We start from the raw sequence: 18,093 nt of genomic DNA on the forward strand, positions 1-18,093 counted from the left end.
GTCTTCACCAATGGCGCAGCGATGCCCGACGCCTTCGCGAACGGTGCCTTTGTCGGTCAGCGCGGCAGCTGGAACCGGGACGAGTTCAACGGCTACAAGGTGTCCTATGTCCCCTTCGCCGACGGCCGTCCGGACGGGATGATGCAGGATGTCGTGACCGGTTTTCTGGTCGACGGCAAAGTGCATGGACGTCCCGTGGGCCTGGGCATCGACGGGACCGGCGCGCTGCTGGTTGCGGATGATGCCGGCAACACGGTCTGGCGCGTGGCTGCGGCCGATGGCACGGTGATCCCCGAACCGATCGACACGGACCGGATCGAAACGCCGGCCGAAACGCCGGCGCCGACGCCCGCCGAACCGGAGGCCGCGCCCGCGACGCCCGCGCCGGCCACCCCCGCTCCTGCGCCTGCGCAGGCGGCACCTGCGAACTGATCATCCTTGCGATCCGATGCCGCCATGCGATCATGGCGGCGTCGTCATGTTGAAAAGGGGGCGCCATGTCGTTCAGCAGCTGGAAGGCCGACAAGGCCAAGACCGTCCTCATCGACGAGGCGCAGGCTTTGGCCGACAGGCTGGCAGACGCCAAGCCGCATTTCGTCGAGAGCCAGGCCGCCGCCGCATGGTTCTGGCAGGCCTTCCATCTGGCCGACGGCCAAGACCTGAACAGCCTCTCAGACTGGCCCCCCGCCGCGCACAAACGGTTCGTGTCGGGCGCCGTCACGCGGATCGCGGCCCTGCGCAAGGCGCGCGAATATGACAGCAGTGACGGGCTGGCGATCTGGATGCACACCGCCCGTGCCCTGTCCGAACCGCAGATGCTGCCCGCCGTCCGCGCGATCTGGCAACATGTCCAGAATGCACCGCTGAATGCCGACTCCATGGCCCAGGACCTGATCGAGGATGCCGGCCTGACCTATGTCCCCGGTCGCCGGGTCCCGGATGGTTTCGGGCCGGACGACTAGGGCGTCTTGTCGTCCAGAGCCTTGAACCAGGCGGCATAGGGGGTGTTGTGGACCATGTGTCGTCCCAGATCGGGGGCCCCATCCGTCCACCAGACCGGGCCGCGTTCGCCCAGTAGAATCTTGGCCGCATCCACGGCGCGGCGTGCTTCGGCCAGTGCCGTCGCATCATCCGATGCCTTGGCCGCCTTGACCGCCCGTCGCGCATCCATCAAGGCCGCGACATGACGGGCGCGCGTGTCCGGGTCCAGGCACGGATCGGATGCCCGCCACAACCGTCCCCGCACGACGATGTAACGCCCGTCCGGCGTCTGCAGCACCGAACCGCGATCAGCCATGACGCGCCATCCTGCCGCCCAGCCCCGCCGCCAGCATGGCCGGCACGGCCAGTGCTGTCAGCAGGGCCACCGCGAAGGGGACCATCCCGTCGCCCCGCGACCACAGCAGCATCGCGGGCAGCTGTGCCATCGTCAGCATCAGCCCGGCCAGCCACGCACGCCGCACAAGCCACGCTCCCGCAAGCCCCGATGCCAGCAGCAGCGCCGGATAGGCCAGCGTCCAGTAGAGGCCGGCATCCCAAGGTTCCGCCACCCCCTGGACCGCGGCAAAGCCACCCCACAGGATGGTGCCCGCGATGCCAAGGCACAGGGGTCTGACGATGTCGGGCGGGATCATGGCGGACCTTCGATTGCGATGCATCGCCATCGAAACACAGATGCGGCCTGGTTGCACCCCGCCTATGCGATGCGGGCCAGTGACGCGTCGGGCCGCAGGGTGAACCGCGAGGTTGCGGGGTCGACCTGATACAGCCCGGCCCACCGCGCGGCGTTCCGCGCGAGGTCATCGACCGCCGCGATGATCCGGTCGGCCTTGGCATCGTCCAGCAGCACCGAGAAGTTCAGCCGCACCCAGCCCGGCTTCTCGGTGTCCGCTCCTTGCGCGATGCGGGCGAACAGGGCGTCCGACTGCACCCGGTCGATCCCTAGCAGCCGGTGGGCATAGCTGCCCGCGCAGGCGCAGCCGCCGCGGGCCTGCACGCCATGGATGTCGGACAGCATGCGTGTGAACAGCTGGTGATGGACCAGCCCGCCCCGCCCGTCGCGAATGCGGAAGGACAGGATCGGCAGGCTTTCGGCCGGCGCATCGGGGGCCATCACCTGGATGGCCGGGTTGCCCCGCCATGCGGCCAGCGCCCGGTCCCGCAGGACGCGCCCGCGGGTGGTGATGACATCCTGACCCAGGGCCTCCTTCGCGATCATGGCCAAAGCCACGCGGATGTCGCCGATGACGTTGGGCGTGCCCCCCTCCTCGCGCGCCGACAGCGAGGACGCATAGGCATGCCCCCAGGGCGACACGAAGCTGACCGTGCCGCCGCCCGGCAGCGTCGGCGTCGCCCGGCGCGCGATCGCGTCGCGGACGACCAGCACCCCCGATGCCCCCGGCCCGCCCGGAAACTTGTGCGGAGAGAACACGATGGCGTCCTTGGCCGCATCCGTTCCCGCCTGCATCGACATCGGGACATAGGGCGCGGCGGCGCCATAATCCCAGATCGCCACCGCGCCATGCGCGCGCAGGATGCGGGTCACCGCATCCGTGTCGGTCAGGATCCCGGTCACGTTCGAGGCCGCCGAAAAGCTGCCCACCAGCAGATCGGCCCCCGCCTGATCCGCCAGCACCGCCTCCAGCGCGGGCAGGTCGGGCCCGCCGGTCGCAGCCTCGGGGATCTCGATGACCACGGCACCGCTTTCGCGCCAGGGAAGGATGTTGGAATGATGCTCATAGGGGCCGATGACCACCACGGCGCGGCCACCGCGCGCCGTGATGCCCGCGATGTCCAGAAGGCCCACCAGCCGGTTCAGGCCTGCGGTCGACCCCGACCCGGCAAAGATCGTGCTGTATCCCGGCCCCGCGCCGACCATCCCCGCCACACAAGAGCGCGCCGCCTCCCTCAGCCCTGAACAGTAGGCGCCGACAAAGGACGCCTGCGTGTGGGTGTTGGCGTAATAGGGCAGCACGCGGGTCAGCACGAACTCCTCGACCTGGCGCAGCGCGCGGCCCGAGGCCACGTAATCGGCATAGATCATCGGCACCGGACCGAAGGGCCCGTCGATCACGACGTCATCACCGATCAGCCCCGCCCGCAGGCCCGCGACGGCGTCGCCGGTCGTCAATGTCGCCCGAAACTCGTCCAACTGTGCCATGAAAACCCCGATCCGGCCTGCGTTTCGCAATGACTATTCCCGCGACAGCGCGATTTCATTCCTTGTTTCTTGCATTCCGAAGGCGATATTGGGTCATATGACCCATGAACCGGGGGAACGGCGTGGACCGCATCGACAGGCGCATCCTTGAGGAGCTGCAACGCGACAGCGCGATTTCGCAGCGCGTGGTGGCGGAGCGGGTCGGGCTGTCGCAGAACGCCTGCTGGCGGCGGATGCAGGCGCTAGACAAGGCGGGCGTGATCCGCAACCGGACCGTGACGCTGGACCGCGACAGGCTGGGCATGGGGCTGGTCGTGTTCGTGATGATCAAGACTCGCCACCATTCCGCCGACTGGCTGGCGATGTTCCGCAAGCATGTGTCGGCCATTCCCGAGGTGATCGACTTTTTCCGCATCGGCGGCGAATACGACTATATGCTCAAGGTGGTGACGCAGGACATGGGACGCTATGACCTGTTCTATCAACGCCTGATCTCGGGCATCGAACTGCACACCGTCACGTCGCATTTCGCGATGGAGGCGATCGAGGAACAGCGACCCATCGCGCTTGCCTGACGGACCGAAGGCCCCATGAACCAGAACACCGACATCGTCCAGCGCCTTGCCGCCCGCCTGAAGGAGGCGCGCCGCGCCAAGGGCCTCAGCCTGGACGCGGTGGCGCGGCTGTCGGGCGTCAGCCGGTCGATGGTCAGCCAGATCGAACGCGCTGAATCCAGCCCGACCGTAGCGACCCTGTGGAACCTGACCCAGGCCCTGCAGGTCGATTTCGCCGGCCTATGGGAGGCGCGGGCCGAAAGCGACATCCGCGTGGTGCAGGCCGCGGCCGCGCCGGTCATCGCCGACCGGGGGCGCGACGTGGTGATCCGCATCCTCAGCGCGCCGCAGACCGTCGGAGAGCACGAGATCTACGAGATCCGCCTTGGCCCAGGCGCTGCGTTGGAGTCCGCGCCTCATCGCACCGGCTGTCGCGAGGATGTCGTGGTGCTGGAGGGCGCGGTCACCATCACCTCGGGCGACGAACGGGCGGCCCTGGCGCAGAACGATGCCGCGAACTATGCCGCCGACCGCCCGCACAGCGTCACGGCGGGCGATGCCGCCGCCCGCGTGCTGATGATCGTGCGGGACAGTTGATCCGTCATCACGGACGGATTTCTTTTATCTTGCCTGGCGGAGGCGAAGGCCCTAGCCTCCGTTAAAACGGAGGTACTGACCACATGACGGATGCAAGCGCGTTTCTGGACAGCGTCAGCCAGCAGTTGGACCAGATCGGCCAAGAAGGGTTGACCAAGCGCGAACGCCTGATCACCGGGCCCCAGGGCAGCCGCGTCGCGGTGGCGGGGGCGCCCACGATCAACCTGTGCGCCAACAACTATCTGGGGCTGGCCAATCATCCCGCCCTGCGCGCGGCGGCGGTCGCGGCAATGGACAGCCACGGCTTTGGCATGGCATCCGTGCGGTTCATCTGCGGGACGCAGGACCTGCATCGCCAGCTGGAACAGCGCCTGGCCGGGTGGCTGGGCCATGACGACGCGATTCTGTTCGCGTCCTGTTTCGACGCCAACGGCGCGCTGTTCGAACCGCTGCTGGGCCCCGAGGACGCGGTCATCTCGGACGCGCTGAACCATGCGTCGATCATCGACGGCATCCGTCTGTGCAAGGCGCGTCGCTATCGCTATGCGAACGGCGACATGGACCAGCTGGAATCCCGCCTGCGCGAGGCGCGGGACGGCGGGGCGCGTTTCATCATGATCGCCACGGACGGCGTGTTCTCGATGGACGGCCACCTGGCGCCCCTGCCCGCGATCCGCGATCTGGCCGACCGCTATGGCGCGGTGGTGATGGTCGACGACTGTCACGCGGTGGGCATCATGGGGCCGAAGGGCGCGGGCACGCCGCAGCACCTGGGCGCGCGGGTCGACCTGCTGACAGGGACGCTTGGCAAGGCGCTTGGCGGCGCGCTTGGCGGATACATCGCCGGGCCGCAGCCGGTCATCGACCTGCTGCGCCAGCGGGCGCGACCCTATCTGTTCTCGAACGCGCTGCCGCCGTCGATCGTCGCCGCGGGGCTTGCCGCGATCGACCTGATCGAGGGCGCGGACGACCTGCGCGCGGACCTCGCGCGCAAGACCGCGCATTGGCGCAAGGGCCTGACCGATGCGGGGTTCGATCTGCTGCCCGGCCAGCACCCCATCGTGCCCGTCATGCTGTCCGAGGCCCCCTTGGCGCAGGCCATGGCAGCCGCGCTGGAACGGCGCGGCGTCTATGTGGCGGGGTTCTTCTTTCCGGTCGTGCCGCGCGGTCAGGCCCGTATCCGCACCCAGATGAACGCCGCCATCGACATGGCCGACCTGGACACCGCCCTGCAGGCCTTTGTCGAGGCGGGTCGCGAAACCGGGGCGATCCGATGAAGGCGCTGGTCAAGACCGGCCCCGGAGAGGGGCTGGCCCTGCAGGACCGCCCCGTGCCCCAGATCGGCCCGTCGGATGTCCTGATCCGGGTGCGCAAGACAGGCATCTGCGGGACGGACGTGCATATCTGGAACTGGGACGAATGGGCCGCCCGCACCGTCCCCGCGCCCATGATCATCGGCCACGAATTCGCCGGAGAGATCGTCGAACTGGGCCGCGACGTCACCGGCCTGACCCTGGGCCAGCGCTGTTCCGGAGAGGGCCACCTGATCGGCCATACCAGCCGCCAGAGCCGGTCGGGCCAGTTCCACCTGGACCCCGAGACCCGCGGCATCGGCGTCAATGTCCCCGGCGCCTTTGCCGAATACCTGGCGCTGCCCGCCTTCAACGTGGTGCCGCTGCCCGACGGCGTGTCCGACCGCATCGGCGCGATCCTGGACCCGCTTGGCAATGCCGTGCACACCGCGCTCAGCTTTCCGCTGATCGGAGAGGACGTGCTGGTCACCGGCGCAGGGCCCATCGGCATCATGGCCGCCGCGGTCGCGCGCCATGTCGGCGCGCGTCACGTGGTCATCACCGACGTGAACCAGACGCGGCTGGACCTGGCGGCGCGGGTGGCCGACGTGGTCCCGGTCAACGTCGCCTCCGAGGACCTGCCGTCGGTCTGCGCCCGCCTTGGCATGCGCCAAGGGTTCGACGTGGGCTTGGAAATGTCGGGAAATGCCGCGGCCTTCGACCAGATGGTCGGCGCGATGGTGATGGGCGGGCGCATCGCCATGCTGGGCATTCCCGCCGCGCCCACGCTGGTCGACTGGAACCGCATCGTGTTCAAGTCGCTGGTCATCAAGGGCATCTATGGCCGCGAGATCTTCGAGACCTGGTACAAGATGCTGGCCATGCTGGAGAACGGCCTGGACGTCAGCGCCGTCATCACCCACGATCTGCCGATGGCCGAATTCGAACAGGGCTTCCGCACCATGAAGGCCGGCCAGAGCGGCAAGATCGTGCTGGACTGGGACCAGGTCTAGCCCACCGTCTGGATGGCCTCGACGACCGCGTTCAGGCGTTCGCGTTCCGACGGCAACATCTGGTCGCGGCATCGCGCCATCGCCTCAGCCGAGTGGCGCCGGGCAGAGGCCGCGAACCGGTCCGGGGCGATCTGCGCCAGCGCCAGCAGCGATTTTTGCAACCGCATCTGCACCGCGAAGATGGCCGAACCGTCGCGCGCGATGGGCGGGAAGACGTCGTCCAGCAGATCCTCGACCGCCAGGGCGGGCACCCAGACCCGCGGAAAGTCCAGCGCGACCTTGCGCGCGTCGGCGCAGGCGGACAGCAGGCGGACCGACCGGCCCAGGATGTCGATCGCGGTGCCCGGGTCGTTGACGGCGGGCGACAGGGCGCGTTCGGCGATCTCTGTCAGGACGGTCAGGCCGAACCGCGGGTCCTGGTCATAGGTGCGGCTTTCCGCGACGGTCAGCGCCTTGCACAGGGCCTCGTCATCGGGTTGCTGGTCGGACGCGGTCTGGCGCGCGATCCACAGGGCCGGCAGGCCGGGATGCAGGAACCTGCCCGGCAGGGCCGCCAGGTGGATGTCCACGCCCGCGTCGTCAGCCATCGCCTGCAGCGCCGGCATGTCGACATGGACCAGATAGCCGATCTGGTCGTGATGGACGGCACGGGCGCCGGGCGGCGGGCCCGACCCCTCGTGACCGCCCAGGAAGGGCGTGTCCAGCCGGTGGTCCAGCGCGCTGCGGGCGGCCTCCTCGACCTTGCGGATGGAATCGTCCATCAGGCCAAAGACGGTCAGGTGCGCGATCCATCGCAGGATCGCGATGACGATGATGACCACGACCAGGATCGTGGCCACGAACAGCACCAGCCGGTCATTGTCGGAATAAAAGCCCGCGTTCAGCGCGATGATGCCGATCAGGCTGAACAGGAACGACCCCAGGAAGGTCGACAGGACGCGCTGCGTGGTGCGGTCCGATTTCAGCAGCTGTGTCGCCCGCGGCGTGACCGACCCGGATGCCGCCGTGAAGGCCGACACCATGATCCCGAGCGAGAAGGTGACCACCGACAGCATCGAGCTGGCCAGGACCGACAGCACCGCCTCGACCGCGCCCGAGCCCAGCTTGTCGCCCAGCCCGTCGGGCAGCATGGGCCCGATCAGCGGCGCGACGAAGGCCGTGCCGATGCCCATCACCGTGTAAAGCGCCGCGACCACCCAGATCTTCTGGGAGATCCTGACGATGAACCACCTTAACCTGGACGACATCCGCACCCCTTGCCCACTGACCTTGTACCCTGCCGCGGACCATGACCCGGAACGGGGTGCGGGGTCCAGATGCCGCGGCCGCTTTCGCGCCTAGGCGCGCGGGGTGACCCGAAGCGGCTGAAAAATCGGACCGTCCGGACCGTCCGCCAGATGCGCGGCGATGCCGAAGACCCGCGCCAGCAGGTCGGGGGTCAGCACGGCGGCGGGCGGTCCGTCGGCCACGATGCGGCCCCCGTCCAGCACCAGCAGCCGCGTGCAGTGCCGCGCGGCCAGCCCCAAGTCGTGCAGCGACGCGACCACCCCCCGCCCCTGCCGCGCAAGTCCCGCGAACAGGTCCATGACGCCGATGGCGGCGGCGGGGTCCAGCCCGGCAATGGGCTCGTCCGCGATCAGCAGGGGGGTGTCCTGCGCCAGCGCGCGGGCGATCAGCACGCGGGCCTGTTCGCCGCCCGACAGGGTGGTCGCATCGCGGTGGCGCAGGGCCGTCAGGCCCAGGGCCCGCAGCGCGTCGTGGACCGCAGGGTGGTCGCGCGGTGCCCCGGCATCGGGATGGGCGATGCGGCCCAGGGCCACGACCGCCTCCACCGGCATCGGCCAGGCGATGTCACGGCCCTGCGGCAGATAGGCCGCCTGACGCGCCCGTGCATCGGGGGCCAGCGCCGCCAGCGATGACCGCCCCGTCACCGGCAACAGGCCCAAGGCCGCGCGCAGCAGCGTCGTCTTGCCCGCGCCGTTCGGGCCCAGCAGGCCCACGAACTCGCCCGGCCCCACGTCGAGGTCGATCCGGTCCAGCACCGGCACCGCGCCGCGCGACAGGGACAGGCCGGACAGCTGCATCAGGGTCATGCCCGCGCCCTCAGCCGCAGGATCAGCTGCAGGAAGAAGGGCGCGCCGATCAGGGCGGTCAGGACGCCCAGCTTGAGGTCGCGCCCCGGAAGGATCACCCGCACCGCGATGTCGGCCGCCAGCACCATCGCCGCCCCGCCAAGCGCCGATGCCCCCAGCAGCCGCCCCGGATCGCCGCCCACCGCGCGGCGCAGCAGATGCGGCACGACCAGCCCGACGAAGCCCACGGTGCCCGCCACCGCCGTGGCCCCGCCGACCAGCGCCGCCGTGCCAAGCACCAGCCGCAGCCGCAGCGCGCGCAGGTTGACGCCCATGCTGGCGGCGGCGTCCTCTCCCAGGCTGAGGGCGCGCAGGGCACGGGCGGCGGGCCACAGGATCACCGCGCCCGCGATCATCACCGGCACCGCGATGCGGACATGCAGCATGGAGCGGTCGACCAGCGACCCCATCATCCAGAAGACGATCTCGTTGGCGGCAAAGGGGTTGGGCGACAGGTTCAGGACCAGCGAGGTCGCGGCTCCGGCCAGGGCCGATACGGCGATCCCTGCCAGGATCAGCGCCAGCGCGCCGCCGCGCGGGCCCGCCAGCCCCATGACCAGCCCGACCGACAGCGCCGCCCCCGCCAGCGCCGCCAGCGGCAGGCCCAGGGGAAAAGCCGCGGCCAGCCCGGTCTGAATCGCCAGCACCGCCCCAAGCGCCGCCGTGCCCGACGTGCCGATCAGCCCCGGTTCGGCCAGGGGATTGCGCAGAAAGCCCTGCATCGCGGCCCCCGCCAGCCCAAGCGATGCGCCCACCGCCGCGCCCAGGATGGCGCGCGGCAGGCGCAGTTCCTGCATTACCAGGACCAGCAGCGGATCGCCCCGCCCGAACAGCGCCGCCAGCGCGGGCCCGGGCGGCTGCCAGCTGGTCCCGATCAGCAGCGATGTCACGAACAGCATGCCCACAAGCGCGCCAAGCGCGGCCGTCAGCCTCATGGCGCGACCTGGCGCAACTGTGCCACGGCGCGCAGGACATGCGGCGTGCCACAGGCCCAGTCCCGGTCGGGCGCAGTGACGACCTGCCGCCCCGGCGTGATGGCGTGCAGGACAGGATGGTCCATCACCTCCTCGGCGCGCGAGGCACGGGGCTGACGCTGGCCGGTCACGATCAGGTCGGGATCGGCCATCACCAGATCCTCCAGCGGCACGAAGCCTCCCTGCGACAGGCCCAGTTCCGTCGCCACGTTCGTCAGGCCCGCCGCCGCCAGGATCGCCCCGGCCAGGCTGTCCTGACCCGAGCTGTAGCCGTTCGCCCCATACAGCGCCGCCCGGCGGTCGGGGCGCGGGTCAGCCTGCAGTGCCGCCAGGTCGCGGTCGAACTGCGCCACGATGCGGTCGGCGTTGTCCCGTCGGCTCAGCACGTCGCCCATCAGGCGCAGGTTGGTGCGGATGCTGTCCAGGTCCGTCCCCATGTCGAAGGTCGCCACGCGCAGACCCAGCCTGTCCAGCATGTCCAGCGTCGCCGGAGAGGAATAGGTGCCCGCCAGCACCAGATCGGGCTGCAGGGCCAGGATGTCCTCGGCCTGGCCGCGGTTGGTGGGATAGGCCGCGGCCTCGCGCGCCATGGCCGAAGAGACCGGGTCCTGCGCCAGATAGCTGACCGAGGCCAGCTGTCCCGGCGCCGCCACCAGCATCGCCAGCTGATCGGTGCACAGGTTGATCGACACCACCCGCGCGGGCGCGTCGGCCCATGCGGGGGCGGCCATCAGCGCCAGCCCGATCAGCCCGCGGATCACCAGCGCGCCTGCAGGCCGATGGTGCCGGTCCGCCCCTGGTTCGCAAAGCCCCAGACATCTGAATAATCGCGGTCGAACAGGTTCACCACCCGCGCCGTCGCCCGCACGTTCGGCGTCAGGTCATAGCCCGCGGCAAGGTTGACCACGGTATAGGACGGCAGTTCGCGCGTCTCGAACCCGCCCCAGAACTGGGTGTCGAAGGTGCCTGCCACATGGCGCAGATCGCCCGTGACCGACCCGCGCCCGTCCAGGACCGACAGTGTCGCGCTCAGGCCAGCCTCGTGCCGGGGGCGGCGGGTCTTGACGCTGCCATCGGGATTTTCCGCGTCCAGATAGGTATAGCTGGCCCCCAGGGTCAGACTGTCGGTCGCCAGAATGCGGGCCGCGACCTCGACCCCTTGGCGGGGGCTTTCGCCGGACTGGTTGCGATAGGAATAGAACGCCACGCCATCCTCGATGCCGACCAGATAGTCGGTGATCTCGTCCTCCAGCGTCTCGTTGAAATAGGTGACGTCGATGGTCCCGCGACCGTCCGGCAGCTGCGCCTCGACCCCCAGATCAAAGCCGCTGTTCTTTTCCGGGCGCAGGTCGGGATTGCCCTGATAGACGGTGCCGAAGAAGTCGGCATCGGCATACAGCTCAAAATAGGACGGGTTTACCAGCCCCGTCCCGGCGGATGCGTGCAGGCGGAACGGACGGTCGGGCATCTGCCAGGACAGGCCCAGGTTCCAGCTGGTGAAATCGGCAAAGACGCGGTTCGCGTCGTGGCGCAGCCCGGCCTGGACATCCAGTCCGCTGGCCAGCATCGCGCGGTATTCCAGCGCGACCGACGACATCTCCCGGGACTGCCCCGGCGCGGTCGAGTTGCTGTCGCGCTGATGTTCCGCCAGGAGGTTCAGCAGCTGCGAGGCATCGGCGGCCGACCCGTCCAACCCCAGGCTGGCGCGGTATTTCAGCTTTTCGGTCTGGCCGCGCCGGAACGGGCTGTTGTCCTGGCTCTGCCGGGTGATGCTGTGCTGATAGTCCAGGCGCTGGACCAGGCGGCCGTCCAACGCGGTATATTCCGCCCAGACCCCGCCCTGAAACTCGTCGCGGCGGCCGAACAGGTCGGCATCGACCAGATAGCTTTCGGCATCGGTCGCGGCAAAGTTCTCGGCGTCGAAGCCGTAATCCTCGGTGGACTGGCGCAGCGCCACCCCAAGGCGCAGGTCGTCCGTGGCCAGGACGTCGCCGGACAGGACGGCGGTCTTGCGGTTGATCCCGTCCTTGCCGCCGCCATCGCCCGACTGGTCATAGCCCAGATCGTCGCGCGCCGACAGCGACAGCCGCAGCCCGCCCCGCTCCCCACGACGGCTGACTTGGACCGAGGCCGCCCCGCCGTTCCCGGCCTCGACCGAGCCGCCATAGGACAGGCCCTGGGGCGCGTCGCGCGTGATGATGTTGATCACCCCCGCCGACGCGTTCGATCCATAGAACACCGATTGCGGCCCGCGCAGCACCTCGATCCGGTCGATGTCGGTGGTCTCCAGCCCGGTCAGCACGTATTCGTCCTCGCCCCCCGCCGCCTCGATGCCGTCGATCAGGATCAGGGTGTGGTTCGCCTCGGCGCCACGGATGCGGACCTGCGCGATGCTGGCGCCGCTGCCGCTGACCGATACGCCGGGCAGCGCGCGCAGGGCGTCCTGGACGGTTACGATGCCACGATCCTCTATCTCGGTCGCGGTCAGGACGGTGTGGGCGCGGGCATAGCCGTCCTGGGCCACGGGCGTGATGCCGGCGGTCAGCACGATCTCGTCCAGCAGGATGGGTTCCCCCGGTGCCGCACCTTGCGCGGCGGCGGTCACGGGAAGGGCGACAAGCGTCGCCAGAAGACAGATCGGACGGCGCATCGGCACGGACCTTTCAAGGCAGGCACGGCCTGCGGCAAACAGAAATGTCCGGCACACGGACCCGGTGGGTCGCGGCAGGACGGTGACTGTCACCACTGCGGATCAGCCGCTTTCCTGGCACGCCCCGCGCCGGAAATGGGTGAGTGCTGCGGCAGGTCTCCTGGCTTGCGGGTCGATGCCTTGGCCGGCCTTCCCGGATCGCTCCAGTGGCATGATCGGCCATCACTCTCCGCTTACAGTTGCGGGGGCAGCCCCGGATTGTCACCGGTGTTCCCTTTTGATCCGGCATGCAGGCCGGAACCGTAGCGGCGCCCTTGTGGCGCAGAGGCCCCGGAGCTGTCAACGGGATTCGCCCACCCGTTCCACGCCCGGCAAAAGGCGGTCACCGCCCGCCCCGGCCCGATCCCAGATCGGCCGAAATCCGTTCCGCCGCGGTGGCGACCATGCCGCCGATGCGGTCGACGGCGGCATCGGTCATGCGGTTCGTGGGGCCCGACACCGACACCCCGGCCACCGCCTCGCCATAGCTGTTGACGATGGAGGCCGCGACACAGCGCATTCCCAGGGTGCGCTCCTCGTCGTCAAAGGCAAAGCCGCGATGGCGGATCAGGGCGATGTCTGCCTGCAGCGCGTCCGCGTCGGCGATGGTCTTGTCTGTGAACCGGGTGAAGGTCGCGTCGCGCAGGAACATCGCCAGCCGCGTCTGGTCGAACGCCGCCAGCAGCGCCTTGCCGATCCCCGATGCGTGCAGCGGAGACCGGGTGCCGGGCGGGAAAAACGCGCGGATCGTCTGATGCGTCTCGACCTGGCTGACAAACAGCACGTCGCCGTCGCGTTCGATGCCCAGGTTGGCCGTCTCTCCGGTCAGGGCCATCAGGTCGCGCATCACCGCACGGCTGCGTTCGACGATGTTGGTGCGGCGCAGGAAGGCCGAACCAAGGCGGAACGCCTCGGGGCCGATGAACCACTCCTGCCGGTCGGGATTGTTCTCGACATAGCGACGGTGTTCCAGGGTGGCCAGGACGCGGTGCATGGTGGCGGGGGACTGGTCCAGATGCGTGGACAGCCCGGTCAGGGTGATCCCCTCATGCGCGGCCAGGGCCTCCAGCACGTCCAGCCCGCGGTCCAGGGCCTGGATGCTGGCGGCGGGCTGATCGGCCTTGCCGCCTCTTGGCCGTCCCCGCTTGCGCACCGGCTGCTGCATCGGAATCACGCCCCTTCCGTCTGTAACACCACAGAAAAATAATTTCATGAAAGCCGTTTTTCGGCAATGAAAAAATCAAGCGCCCATGATTTCGCTGCGAAACCTGCATTAAACCAGATTTCCGAAAAACGATTTCAAAAAAATTTACCGGTTTGCGGACCCGTGCTACACCTTGTCGCATCAAGGAGGAGCCGACCGTGAGCACCCAGAACCCGATCTTCATTCCCGGCCCGACGAACATCCCCGAGGTGCTTCGCAAGGCCGTCGACATGCCCACAATTGACCATCGCAGCCCGATGTTTGGAAAGATCCTGCATCCCGCGCTGGAGGGGGTCAAAAAGGTCCTGAAATCGACGCAGGCGCAGGTCTTCGTGTTCCCCTCTACCGGCACCGGCGGGTGGGAGACGGCGATCACCAACACGCTGTCGGCGGGCGACGCGGTTCTGGCCACGCGCAACGGCATGTTCAGCCACCGCTGGATCGACATGTGCCAGCGGCACGGCCTTGACGTCCAGATCGTGGACCAGTCCTGGGGCGAAGGTATCCCCACCGACCGGTTCGAGGAGATCCTGACCGCCGACACGGCCCATCGCATCAAGGCGGTCCTGGCCACGCATAACGAAACCGCCACCGGCGTCCGGTCGGACATCGCCGCGGTCCGCCGCGCGCTGGACCGGGCGGGGCATCCCGCGATGCTGTTCGTGGACGGGGTCAGCTCCATCGCCTGCTATGACTTCCGGATGGACGAATGGGGCGTCGATGTCGCTGTCACCGGGTCGCAGAAGGGCTTCATGCTGCCCCCCGGCCTGGCGATCGTCGGCTTTTCGCCCAAGGCGATGGCCGCGGTCGAGGGCGCGGGCCTGCCGCGCACCTTCTTCGACATCCGCGACATGGCGCGGGGCTATGCCGCGAACGGCTTTCCCTATACGCCGCCCGTCGGGCTGCTGAACGGGCTGAAGGTCGCCACCGACATGCTGCTGGACGAGGGGCTGGAGAACGTCTTTGCCCGTCATCACCGCATCGCCGAAGGCGTCCGCCAGGCCGTCGCGGCATGGGGCATGACGCTGTGCGCTGCGCGACCCGCGCTGTATTCCGACAGCGTCAGCGCGATCCGCACGCCGGACGGGTTCGACGCCAACCGCATCGTCAGCCATGCGCTGAACACCTATGGCGTGGCCTTCGGCACGGGCCTTGGCGATGTCGCGGGCAAGGTCTTCCGCATCGGGCATCTGGGGATGCTGACCGACGTGATGGCCCTGTCGGGGCTGGCCACGGCAGAGATGGTGATGGTCGATCTGGGCCTGCCCGTCACCCTGGGCTCCGGCGTCGCCGCCGCCCAAGCGCATTACCGGCACAGCGCGGGCCAGGCCTGCAGGCAGGCTGCGTGATGGACGCGATCCCGACCCTGGACGACATGCTGGCGGCCCGCGACCGCATCCGCCCGCATGTCCACGTCACCCCCGTCCTGACCAGCCGGATGCTGGACGAGCTGACCGGCGCGCAACTGTTCTTCAAGTGCGAGAACCTGCAGAAGGCCGGCGCCTTCAAGGCGCGCGGGGCCAGCAACGCGGTCTTTGGCCTGTCGGATGCCCAGGCCGCGCGCGGCGTCGCCACCCATTCCAGCGGCAATCACGGCACCTGCCTGTCCTATGCCGCGGGACGCCGCGGCATCCCCTGCACGGTCGTCATGCCCCGCACCGCCCCGCAGGCGAAAAAGGACGCGGTGCGCGGCTATGGCGCGCGCGTCGTGGAATGCGAACCCTCGACCAGCTCGCGCGAGGCGGTCTTTGCCCAGGTCGTGGCCGAGACGGGGGCAGAATTCGTGCACCCCTACAACGACCCGCGGGTGATCGCCGGACAGGCCACCTGCTCGGCCGAGATGCTGGAGCAGATCCCCGACCTGGACGCGGTCATCGCCCCCATCGGCGGCGGCGGCATGGTGTCGGGCACCTGCCTGACCCTGTCCGCACTGGCCCCCGCCACGCGCATCTATGCGGCCGAACCCGAACAGGCCGACGACGCGGCGCGCAGCTTTCGCGCGGGCCACATCATCGCAGACGACGCGCCCGTGACGGTGGCAGACGGGCTCAAGGTGCCGCTCAAGGACATGACCTGGCATTTCGTCCGCAGCCACGTGACCGACATCCTGACCGCGTCCGAGGATGAGATCATCGCCGCGATGCAGCTGATCTGGAAACGGCTGAAGATCGTGGCCGAACCCTCCAGCGCGGTGCCGCTGGCGACCATCCTGAAGAACCGCGACGTCTTTGCCGGCCAGCGCATCGGCGTCATCATCACCGGCGGCAATGTCGATCTGGACCGCCTGCCCTGGACCAACGGAGATGCCCAATGAACGCCCACGCAGAATTCGCAGGCCTCGAGGTCGGCTACGACATTCCCGCCCTGCCGGGAATGGACGAGGCCGACATCCAGACCCCCTGCCTGATCCTTGATCTGGACGCGCTGGAACGCAACATCCGCAAGATGGGCGATTACGCCCGCGCCCACGGCATGCGCCACCGGGCGCATGGCAAGATGCACAAGTCGGTCGACGTCCTGAAGCTGCAGGAGCGGTTGGGCGGCGCGGTCGGCGTCTGCTGCCAGAAGGTGTCCGAGGCCGAGGTGTTCGTGCGCGGCGGCATCCGCGACGTGCTGGTGTCGAACCAGGTCCGCGACCCGGCCAAGATCGACCGCCTGGCGCGCCTGCCCTTGCGGGGCAGCCGGATCATCGTCTGCGTCGACGACATCGCCAACGTGGCCGAACTGTCGGCGGCGGCGCAGCGCCACGGCACCACGCTGGAATGCTTTGTCGAGATCGACTGCGGCGCCGGCCGCTGCGGGGTCAGGACGACCGAGGCGGTGGTGCAGATCGCCCAGGCCATCGACGCCGCCCCCGGCCTGAAATTCACCGGCATCCAGGGCTATCAGGGCGCCATGCAGCACATGGACAGCTTTGACGACCGCAAGGCCAAGCTGGACGCGGCCATCGCCCAGGTCCGCGAGGCGGTCGAGGCGCTGACCGCGATCGGCCTGACGCCCGAACTGGTGTCGGGCGGGGGCACGGGGTCCTATTACTTCGAATCCAACTCGGGCGTCTTCAACGAGCTGCAATGCGGCAGCTATGCCTTCATGGATGCCGATTACGGGCGCATCCTGGACCGGGACGGCACGCGCATCGACCAGGGTGAATGGGAAAACGCGCTGTTCATCCTGACCAGCGTCATGAGCCATGCCAAGCCGCATCTGGCGGTGGTCGATGCCGGCCTCAAGGCGCAGTCGGTGGACAGCGGCCTGCCCGTCATCCACGGCCGCACGGACGTGAAATACATCAAGTGTTCCGACGAACACGGCGTGGTCGAGGATCCGGACGGTGTGCTGGCCGTCAACGACAAGCTGCGCCTGATCCCCGGTCATTGCGATCCGACCTGCAACGTCCACGACTGGTACGTGGGCGTCCGGGGCGGCAAGGTCGAGGTCGTCTGGCCGGTCTCTGCCCGCGGAAAGGCCTATTGATGCAGACGCAATCCCCCCTGCTGATCGTTCCCGAACACCTGATCGCGGATCTGATCTCGGCCCAGGACTGCTTTGCGGCGGTCGAACAGGTCTTTGCCGCGATGGCGCGGGACACGGCCTACAACTTTCCGGTCATCCGCGAGGCGATCGGCCATGCCGACGCGCTTTACGGGTTCAAGTCGGGGTTCGACCGGGAATCGCTGGCGCTTGGGCTGAAATCGGGCGGGTTCTGGCCGCGGAACGCCGACAAGGGCCTGACGAACCATCAGTCGACGATCTTCCTGTTCGACGCCGATACCGGGCGGTGCCGGGCCGTGGTGGGCGGCAACCTGCTGACCGCGCTGCGCACGGCGGCGGCCTCGGCGGTGTCGATCCGTCACCTGGCGCGGCGGGACGCGCGGGTGCTGGGCATGATCGGGGCGGGGCATCAGTCGACCTTCCAGCTGCGCGCCGCGCTGGATCAGCGGGACTTCGACAGGGTCGTCGGCTGGAACCTGAACCCCGCCGACTTGGACCGGTTGGCCAAGGTCGCCGATGAATGCGGCATCCCGTTCCAGGCGGTCGACCTGGATCAGTTGGGCGCGCAGGCGGACGTGATCATCACCATCACCTCGTCATTCGCGCCCATCCTGCAGGCCGCCCAGGTCCGGCCCGGCACGCACCTGGCCTGCATGGGCACCGACACCAAGGGCAAGCAGGAGGTCGAGGCCGCATTGCTGGGCAAAGCGTCGGTCTTTACCGACGAGGTCGCCCAATCCGTCACCATCGGAGAGGCCCAGCACGCCGTGGACCAAGGACTGATCGCGCCGCACGACATCATCCAGATCGGTGCGGTGATCAACGGCGACCGACCGGGCCGGGTGTCCGATGACCAGATCACCCTGTTCGACGGCACCGGGGTGGGACTGCAGGACTTGGCAGTTGCATCCGCCGCGGTCGATCTGGCGGTCGAACGCGGGATCGCCATCGCGGTCCAGATCTAGCGTCACCCCCGCGCACCCGAC

The 18,093-nt window shown here is 68.8% G+C and carries 18 protein-coding genes, 1 pseudogene and 1 riboswitch; of the genes and pseudogenes, 10 read left to right on the forward strand and 9 right to left on the reverse strand.

The window, feature by feature from the left end; all coding sequences use genetic code 11:
* Nucleotides 1-432: pseudogene (locus LZ686_RS09950) on the forward strand (PQQ-dependent sugar dehydrogenase); the annotation flags it as partial.
* A gap of 65 nt (nt 433-497) precedes the next feature.
* On the forward strand, nt 498-962 hold the full coding sequence (locus LZ686_RS09955) for a hypothetical protein (protein WP_349547665.1): 465 nt from the start codon (nt 498-500) through the stop codon (nt 960-962).
* Here LZ686_RS09955 and LZ686_RS09960 read toward each other — a convergent pair.
* The 3 genes from LZ686_RS09960 to LZ686_RS09970 form a co-directional block, all read right to left on the reverse strand.
* Complete coding sequence (locus LZ686_RS09960) at nt 959-1,297, reverse strand: hypothetical protein (RefSeq protein ID WP_349547666.1); 339 nt, start codon at nt 1,295-1,297, stop codon at nt 959-961. The two genes, LZ686_RS09955 and LZ686_RS09960, sit on opposite strands and share 4 nt — an antisense overlap.
* Nucleotides 1,290-1,634, reverse strand: a complete 345-nt coding sequence (locus tag LZ686_RS09965; protein WP_349547667.1) for a hypothetical protein — start codon at nt 1,632-1,634, stop codon at nt 1,290-1,292. Before LZ686_RS09965 ends, LZ686_RS09960 begins: the two co-directional genes overlap by 8 nt.
* 62 nt (nt 1,635-1,696) lie before the next feature.
* Entirely contained in the window at nt 1,697-3,160 is a 1,464-nt protein-coding gene (locus tag LZ686_RS09970; RefSeq protein WP_349547668.1) for an aminotransferase class V-fold PLP-dependent enzyme, read from the reverse strand.
* 104 nt (nt 3,161-3,264) lie between these two features.
* Here LZ686_RS09970 and LZ686_RS09975 point away from each other — a divergent pair, with 104 nt between their 5' ends.
* From LZ686_RS09975 to tdh, 4 genes are all read left to right on the forward strand, one after another.
* Nucleotides 3,265-3,735 (forward strand): Lrp/AsnC family transcriptional regulator, encoded by a 471-nt coding sequence (locus LZ686_RS09975; RefSeq protein WP_045982091.1) that lies wholly within the window; start codon nt 3,265-3,267, stop codon nt 3,733-3,735.
* Nucleotides 3,736-3,750: 15 nt separating this feature from the next.
* Nucleotides 3,751-4,311 carry a helix-turn-helix domain-containing protein gene (locus tag LZ686_RS09980; protein WP_045982090.1) on the forward strand — a complete coding sequence of 187 codons (561 nt, stop codon included), beginning with the start codon at nt 3,751-3,753 and terminating at the stop codon, nt 4,309-4,311.
* 83 nt (nt 4,312-4,394) lie between these two features.
* A complete protein-coding gene (locus LZ686_RS09985; protein ID WP_349547669.1) occupies nt 4,395-5,588 on the forward strand; it encodes a glycine C-acetyltransferase in 1,194 nt (397 codons plus the stop codon).
* Nucleotides 5,585-6,616 carry an L-threonine 3-dehydrogenase gene (tdh, locus tag LZ686_RS09990; protein WP_045982088.1) on the forward strand — a complete coding sequence of 344 codons (1,032 nt, stop codon included), beginning with the start codon at nt 5,585-5,587 and terminating at the stop codon, nt 6,614-6,616. The genes LZ686_RS09985 and tdh overlap by 4 nt, the downstream gene beginning before the upstream one ends.
* Here the strand turns inward: tdh and LZ686_RS09995 are convergent.
* The 6 genes from LZ686_RS09995 to bhcR all read right to left on the reverse strand — a co-directional run bounded on the left by LZ686_RS09995 (nt 6,613) and on the right by bhcR (nt 13,576).
* The gene (locus LZ686_RS09995) at nt 6,613-7,863 is read right to left on the reverse strand and encodes a DUF2254 domain-containing protein (protein ID WP_347919920.1); all 1,251 of its coding nucleotides are present in this window, start codon (nt 7,861-7,863) and stop codon (nt 6,613-6,615) included. The genes tdh and LZ686_RS09995 overlap by 4 nt on opposite strands.
* A gap of 90 nt (nt 7,864-7,953) precedes the next feature.
* Nucleotides 7,954-8,709 (reverse strand): ABC transporter ATP-binding protein, encoded by a 756-nt coding sequence (locus LZ686_RS10000; RefSeq protein WP_349547670.1) that lies wholly within the window; start codon nt 8,707-8,709, stop codon nt 7,954-7,956.
* Entirely contained in the window at nt 8,706-9,683 is a 978-nt protein-coding gene (locus LZ686_RS10005; RefSeq protein WP_349547671.1) for a FecCD family ABC transporter permease, read from the reverse strand. Before LZ686_RS10005 ends, LZ686_RS10000 begins: the two co-directional genes overlap by 4 nt.
* Nucleotides 9,680-10,483, reverse strand: coding sequence for an ABC transporter substrate-binding protein (locus LZ686_RS10010; protein WP_349547672.1), 804 nt, complete (start codon nt 10,481-10,483; stop codon nt 9,680-9,682). The genes LZ686_RS10005 and LZ686_RS10010 overlap by 4 nt, the downstream gene beginning before the upstream one ends.
* Nucleotides 10,480-12,372, reverse strand: a complete 1,893-nt coding sequence (locus LZ686_RS10015) for a TonB-dependent receptor plug domain-containing protein (protein ID WP_349547673.1) — start codon at nt 12,370-12,372, stop codon at nt 10,480-10,482. The genes LZ686_RS10010 and LZ686_RS10015 overlap by 4 nt, the downstream gene beginning before the upstream one ends.
* 133 nt (nt 12,373-12,505) lie before the next feature.
* Nucleotides 12,506-12,692, reverse strand: a riboswitch (cobalamin riboswitch).
* A 62-nt stretch (nt 12,693-12,754) separates the two neighbouring features.
* The gene (bhcR, locus tag LZ686_RS10020) at nt 12,755-13,576 is read right to left on the reverse strand and encodes an HTH-type transcriptional regulator BhcR (RefSeq protein WP_349547820.1); all 822 of its coding nucleotides are present in this window, start codon (nt 13,574-13,576) and stop codon (nt 12,755-12,757) included.
* 197 nt (nt 13,577-13,773) lie between these two features.
* On the opposite strand from bhcR, the gene bhcA reads away from it, so the two are divergent.
* From bhcA to bhcD, 4 genes are read left to right on the forward strand one after another with little or no spacing between them, the layout of a single operon-like run.
* Nucleotides 13,774-14,964: an L-aspartate--glyoxylate aminotransferase BhcA gene (gene bhcA, locus LZ686_RS10025; protein WP_347919912.1), complete on the forward strand. Its 1,191-nt coding sequence runs from the start codon at nt 13,774-13,776 to the stop codon at nt 14,962-14,964.
* Nucleotides 14,964-15,929: a beta-hydroxyaspartate dehydratase BhcB gene (gene bhcB / locus LZ686_RS10030; protein ID WP_349547821.1), complete on the forward strand. Its 966-nt coding sequence runs from the start codon at nt 14,964-14,966 to the stop codon at nt 15,927-15,929. The genes bhcA and bhcB overlap by 1 nt, the downstream gene beginning before the upstream one ends.
* On the forward strand, nt 15,926-17,089 hold the full coding sequence (bhcC, locus tag LZ686_RS10035) for a 3-hydroxy-D-aspartate aldolase BhcC (RefSeq protein ID WP_046001617.1): 1,164 nt from the start codon (nt 15,926-15,928) through the stop codon (nt 17,087-17,089). Before bhcB ends, bhcC begins: the two co-directional genes overlap by 4 nt.
* 17 nt (nt 17,090-17,106) lie before the next feature.
* Nucleotides 17,107-18,072, forward strand: a complete 966-nt coding sequence (gene bhcD / locus LZ686_RS10040) for an iminosuccinate reductase BhcD (RefSeq protein WP_349547822.1) — start codon at nt 17,107-17,109, stop codon at nt 18,070-18,072.
* The last annotated feature ends 21 nt before the right edge of the window (nt 18,073-18,093 follow it).

The sequence above is a fragment of the Paracoccus sp. NFXS7 genome (assembly GCF_040148865.1).
Classification (GTDB): Bacteria; Pseudomonadota; Alphaproteobacteria; order Rhodobacterales; family Rhodobacteraceae; genus Paracoccus; species Paracoccus marcusii.

Coding starts and splice junctions, on each gene's coding strand:
- LZ686_RS09955 (WP_349547665.1), top strand. CDS start 498: ATGTCGTTCAGCAGCTGGAAGGCCGACAAGGCCAAGACCGTCCTCATC.
- LZ686_RS09960 (WP_349547666.1), bottom strand. CDS start 1,297: ATGGCTGATCGCGGTTCGGTGCTGCAGACGCCGGACGGGCGTTACATC.
- LZ686_RS09965 (WP_349547667.1), bottom strand. CDS start 1,634: ATGATCCCGCCCGACATCGTCAGACCCCTGTGCCTTGGCATCGCGGGC.
- LZ686_RS09970 (WP_349547668.1), bottom strand. CDS start 3,160: ATGGCACAGTTGGACGAGTTTCGGGCGACATTGACGACCGGCGACGCC.
- LZ686_RS09975 (WP_045982091.1), top strand. CDS start 3,265: ATGAACCGGGGGAACGGCGTGGACCGCATCGACAGGCGCATCCTTGAG.
- LZ686_RS09980 (WP_045982090.1), top strand. CDS start 3,751: ATGAACCAGAACACCGACATCGTCCAGCGCCTTGCCGCCCGCCTGAAG.
- LZ686_RS09985 (WP_349547669.1), top strand. CDS start 4,395: ATGACGGATGCAAGCGCGTTTCTGGACAGCGTCAGCCAGCAGTTGGAC.
- tdh (WP_045982088.1), top strand. CDS start 5,585: ATGAAGGCGCTGGTCAAGACCGGCCCCGGAGAGGGGCTGGCCCTGCAG.
- LZ686_RS09995 (WP_347919920.1), bottom strand. CDS start 7,863: ATGTCGTCCAGGTTAAGGTGGTTCATCGTCAGGATCTCCCAGAAGATC.
- LZ686_RS10000 (WP_349547670.1), bottom strand. CDS start 8,709: ATGACCCTGATGCAGCTGTCCGGCCTGTCCCTGTCGCGCGGCGCGGTG.
- LZ686_RS10005 (WP_349547671.1), bottom strand. CDS start 9,683: ATGAGGCTGACGGCCGCGCTTGGCGCGCTTGTGGGCATGCTGTTCGTG.
- LZ686_RS10015 (WP_349547673.1), bottom strand. CDS start 12,372: ATGCGCCGTCCGATCTGTCTTCTGGCGACGCTTGTCGCCCTTCCCGTG.
- bhcR (WP_349547820.1), bottom strand. CDS start 13,576: ATGCAGCAGCCGGTGCGCAAGCGGGGACGGCCAAGAGGCGGCAAGGCC.
- bhcB (WP_349547821.1), top strand. CDS start 14,964: ATGGACGCGATCCCGACCCTGGACGACATGCTGGCGGCCCGCGACCGC.
- bhcC (WP_046001617.1), top strand. CDS start 15,926: ATGAACGCCCACGCAGAATTCGCAGGCCTCGAGGTCGGCTACGACATT.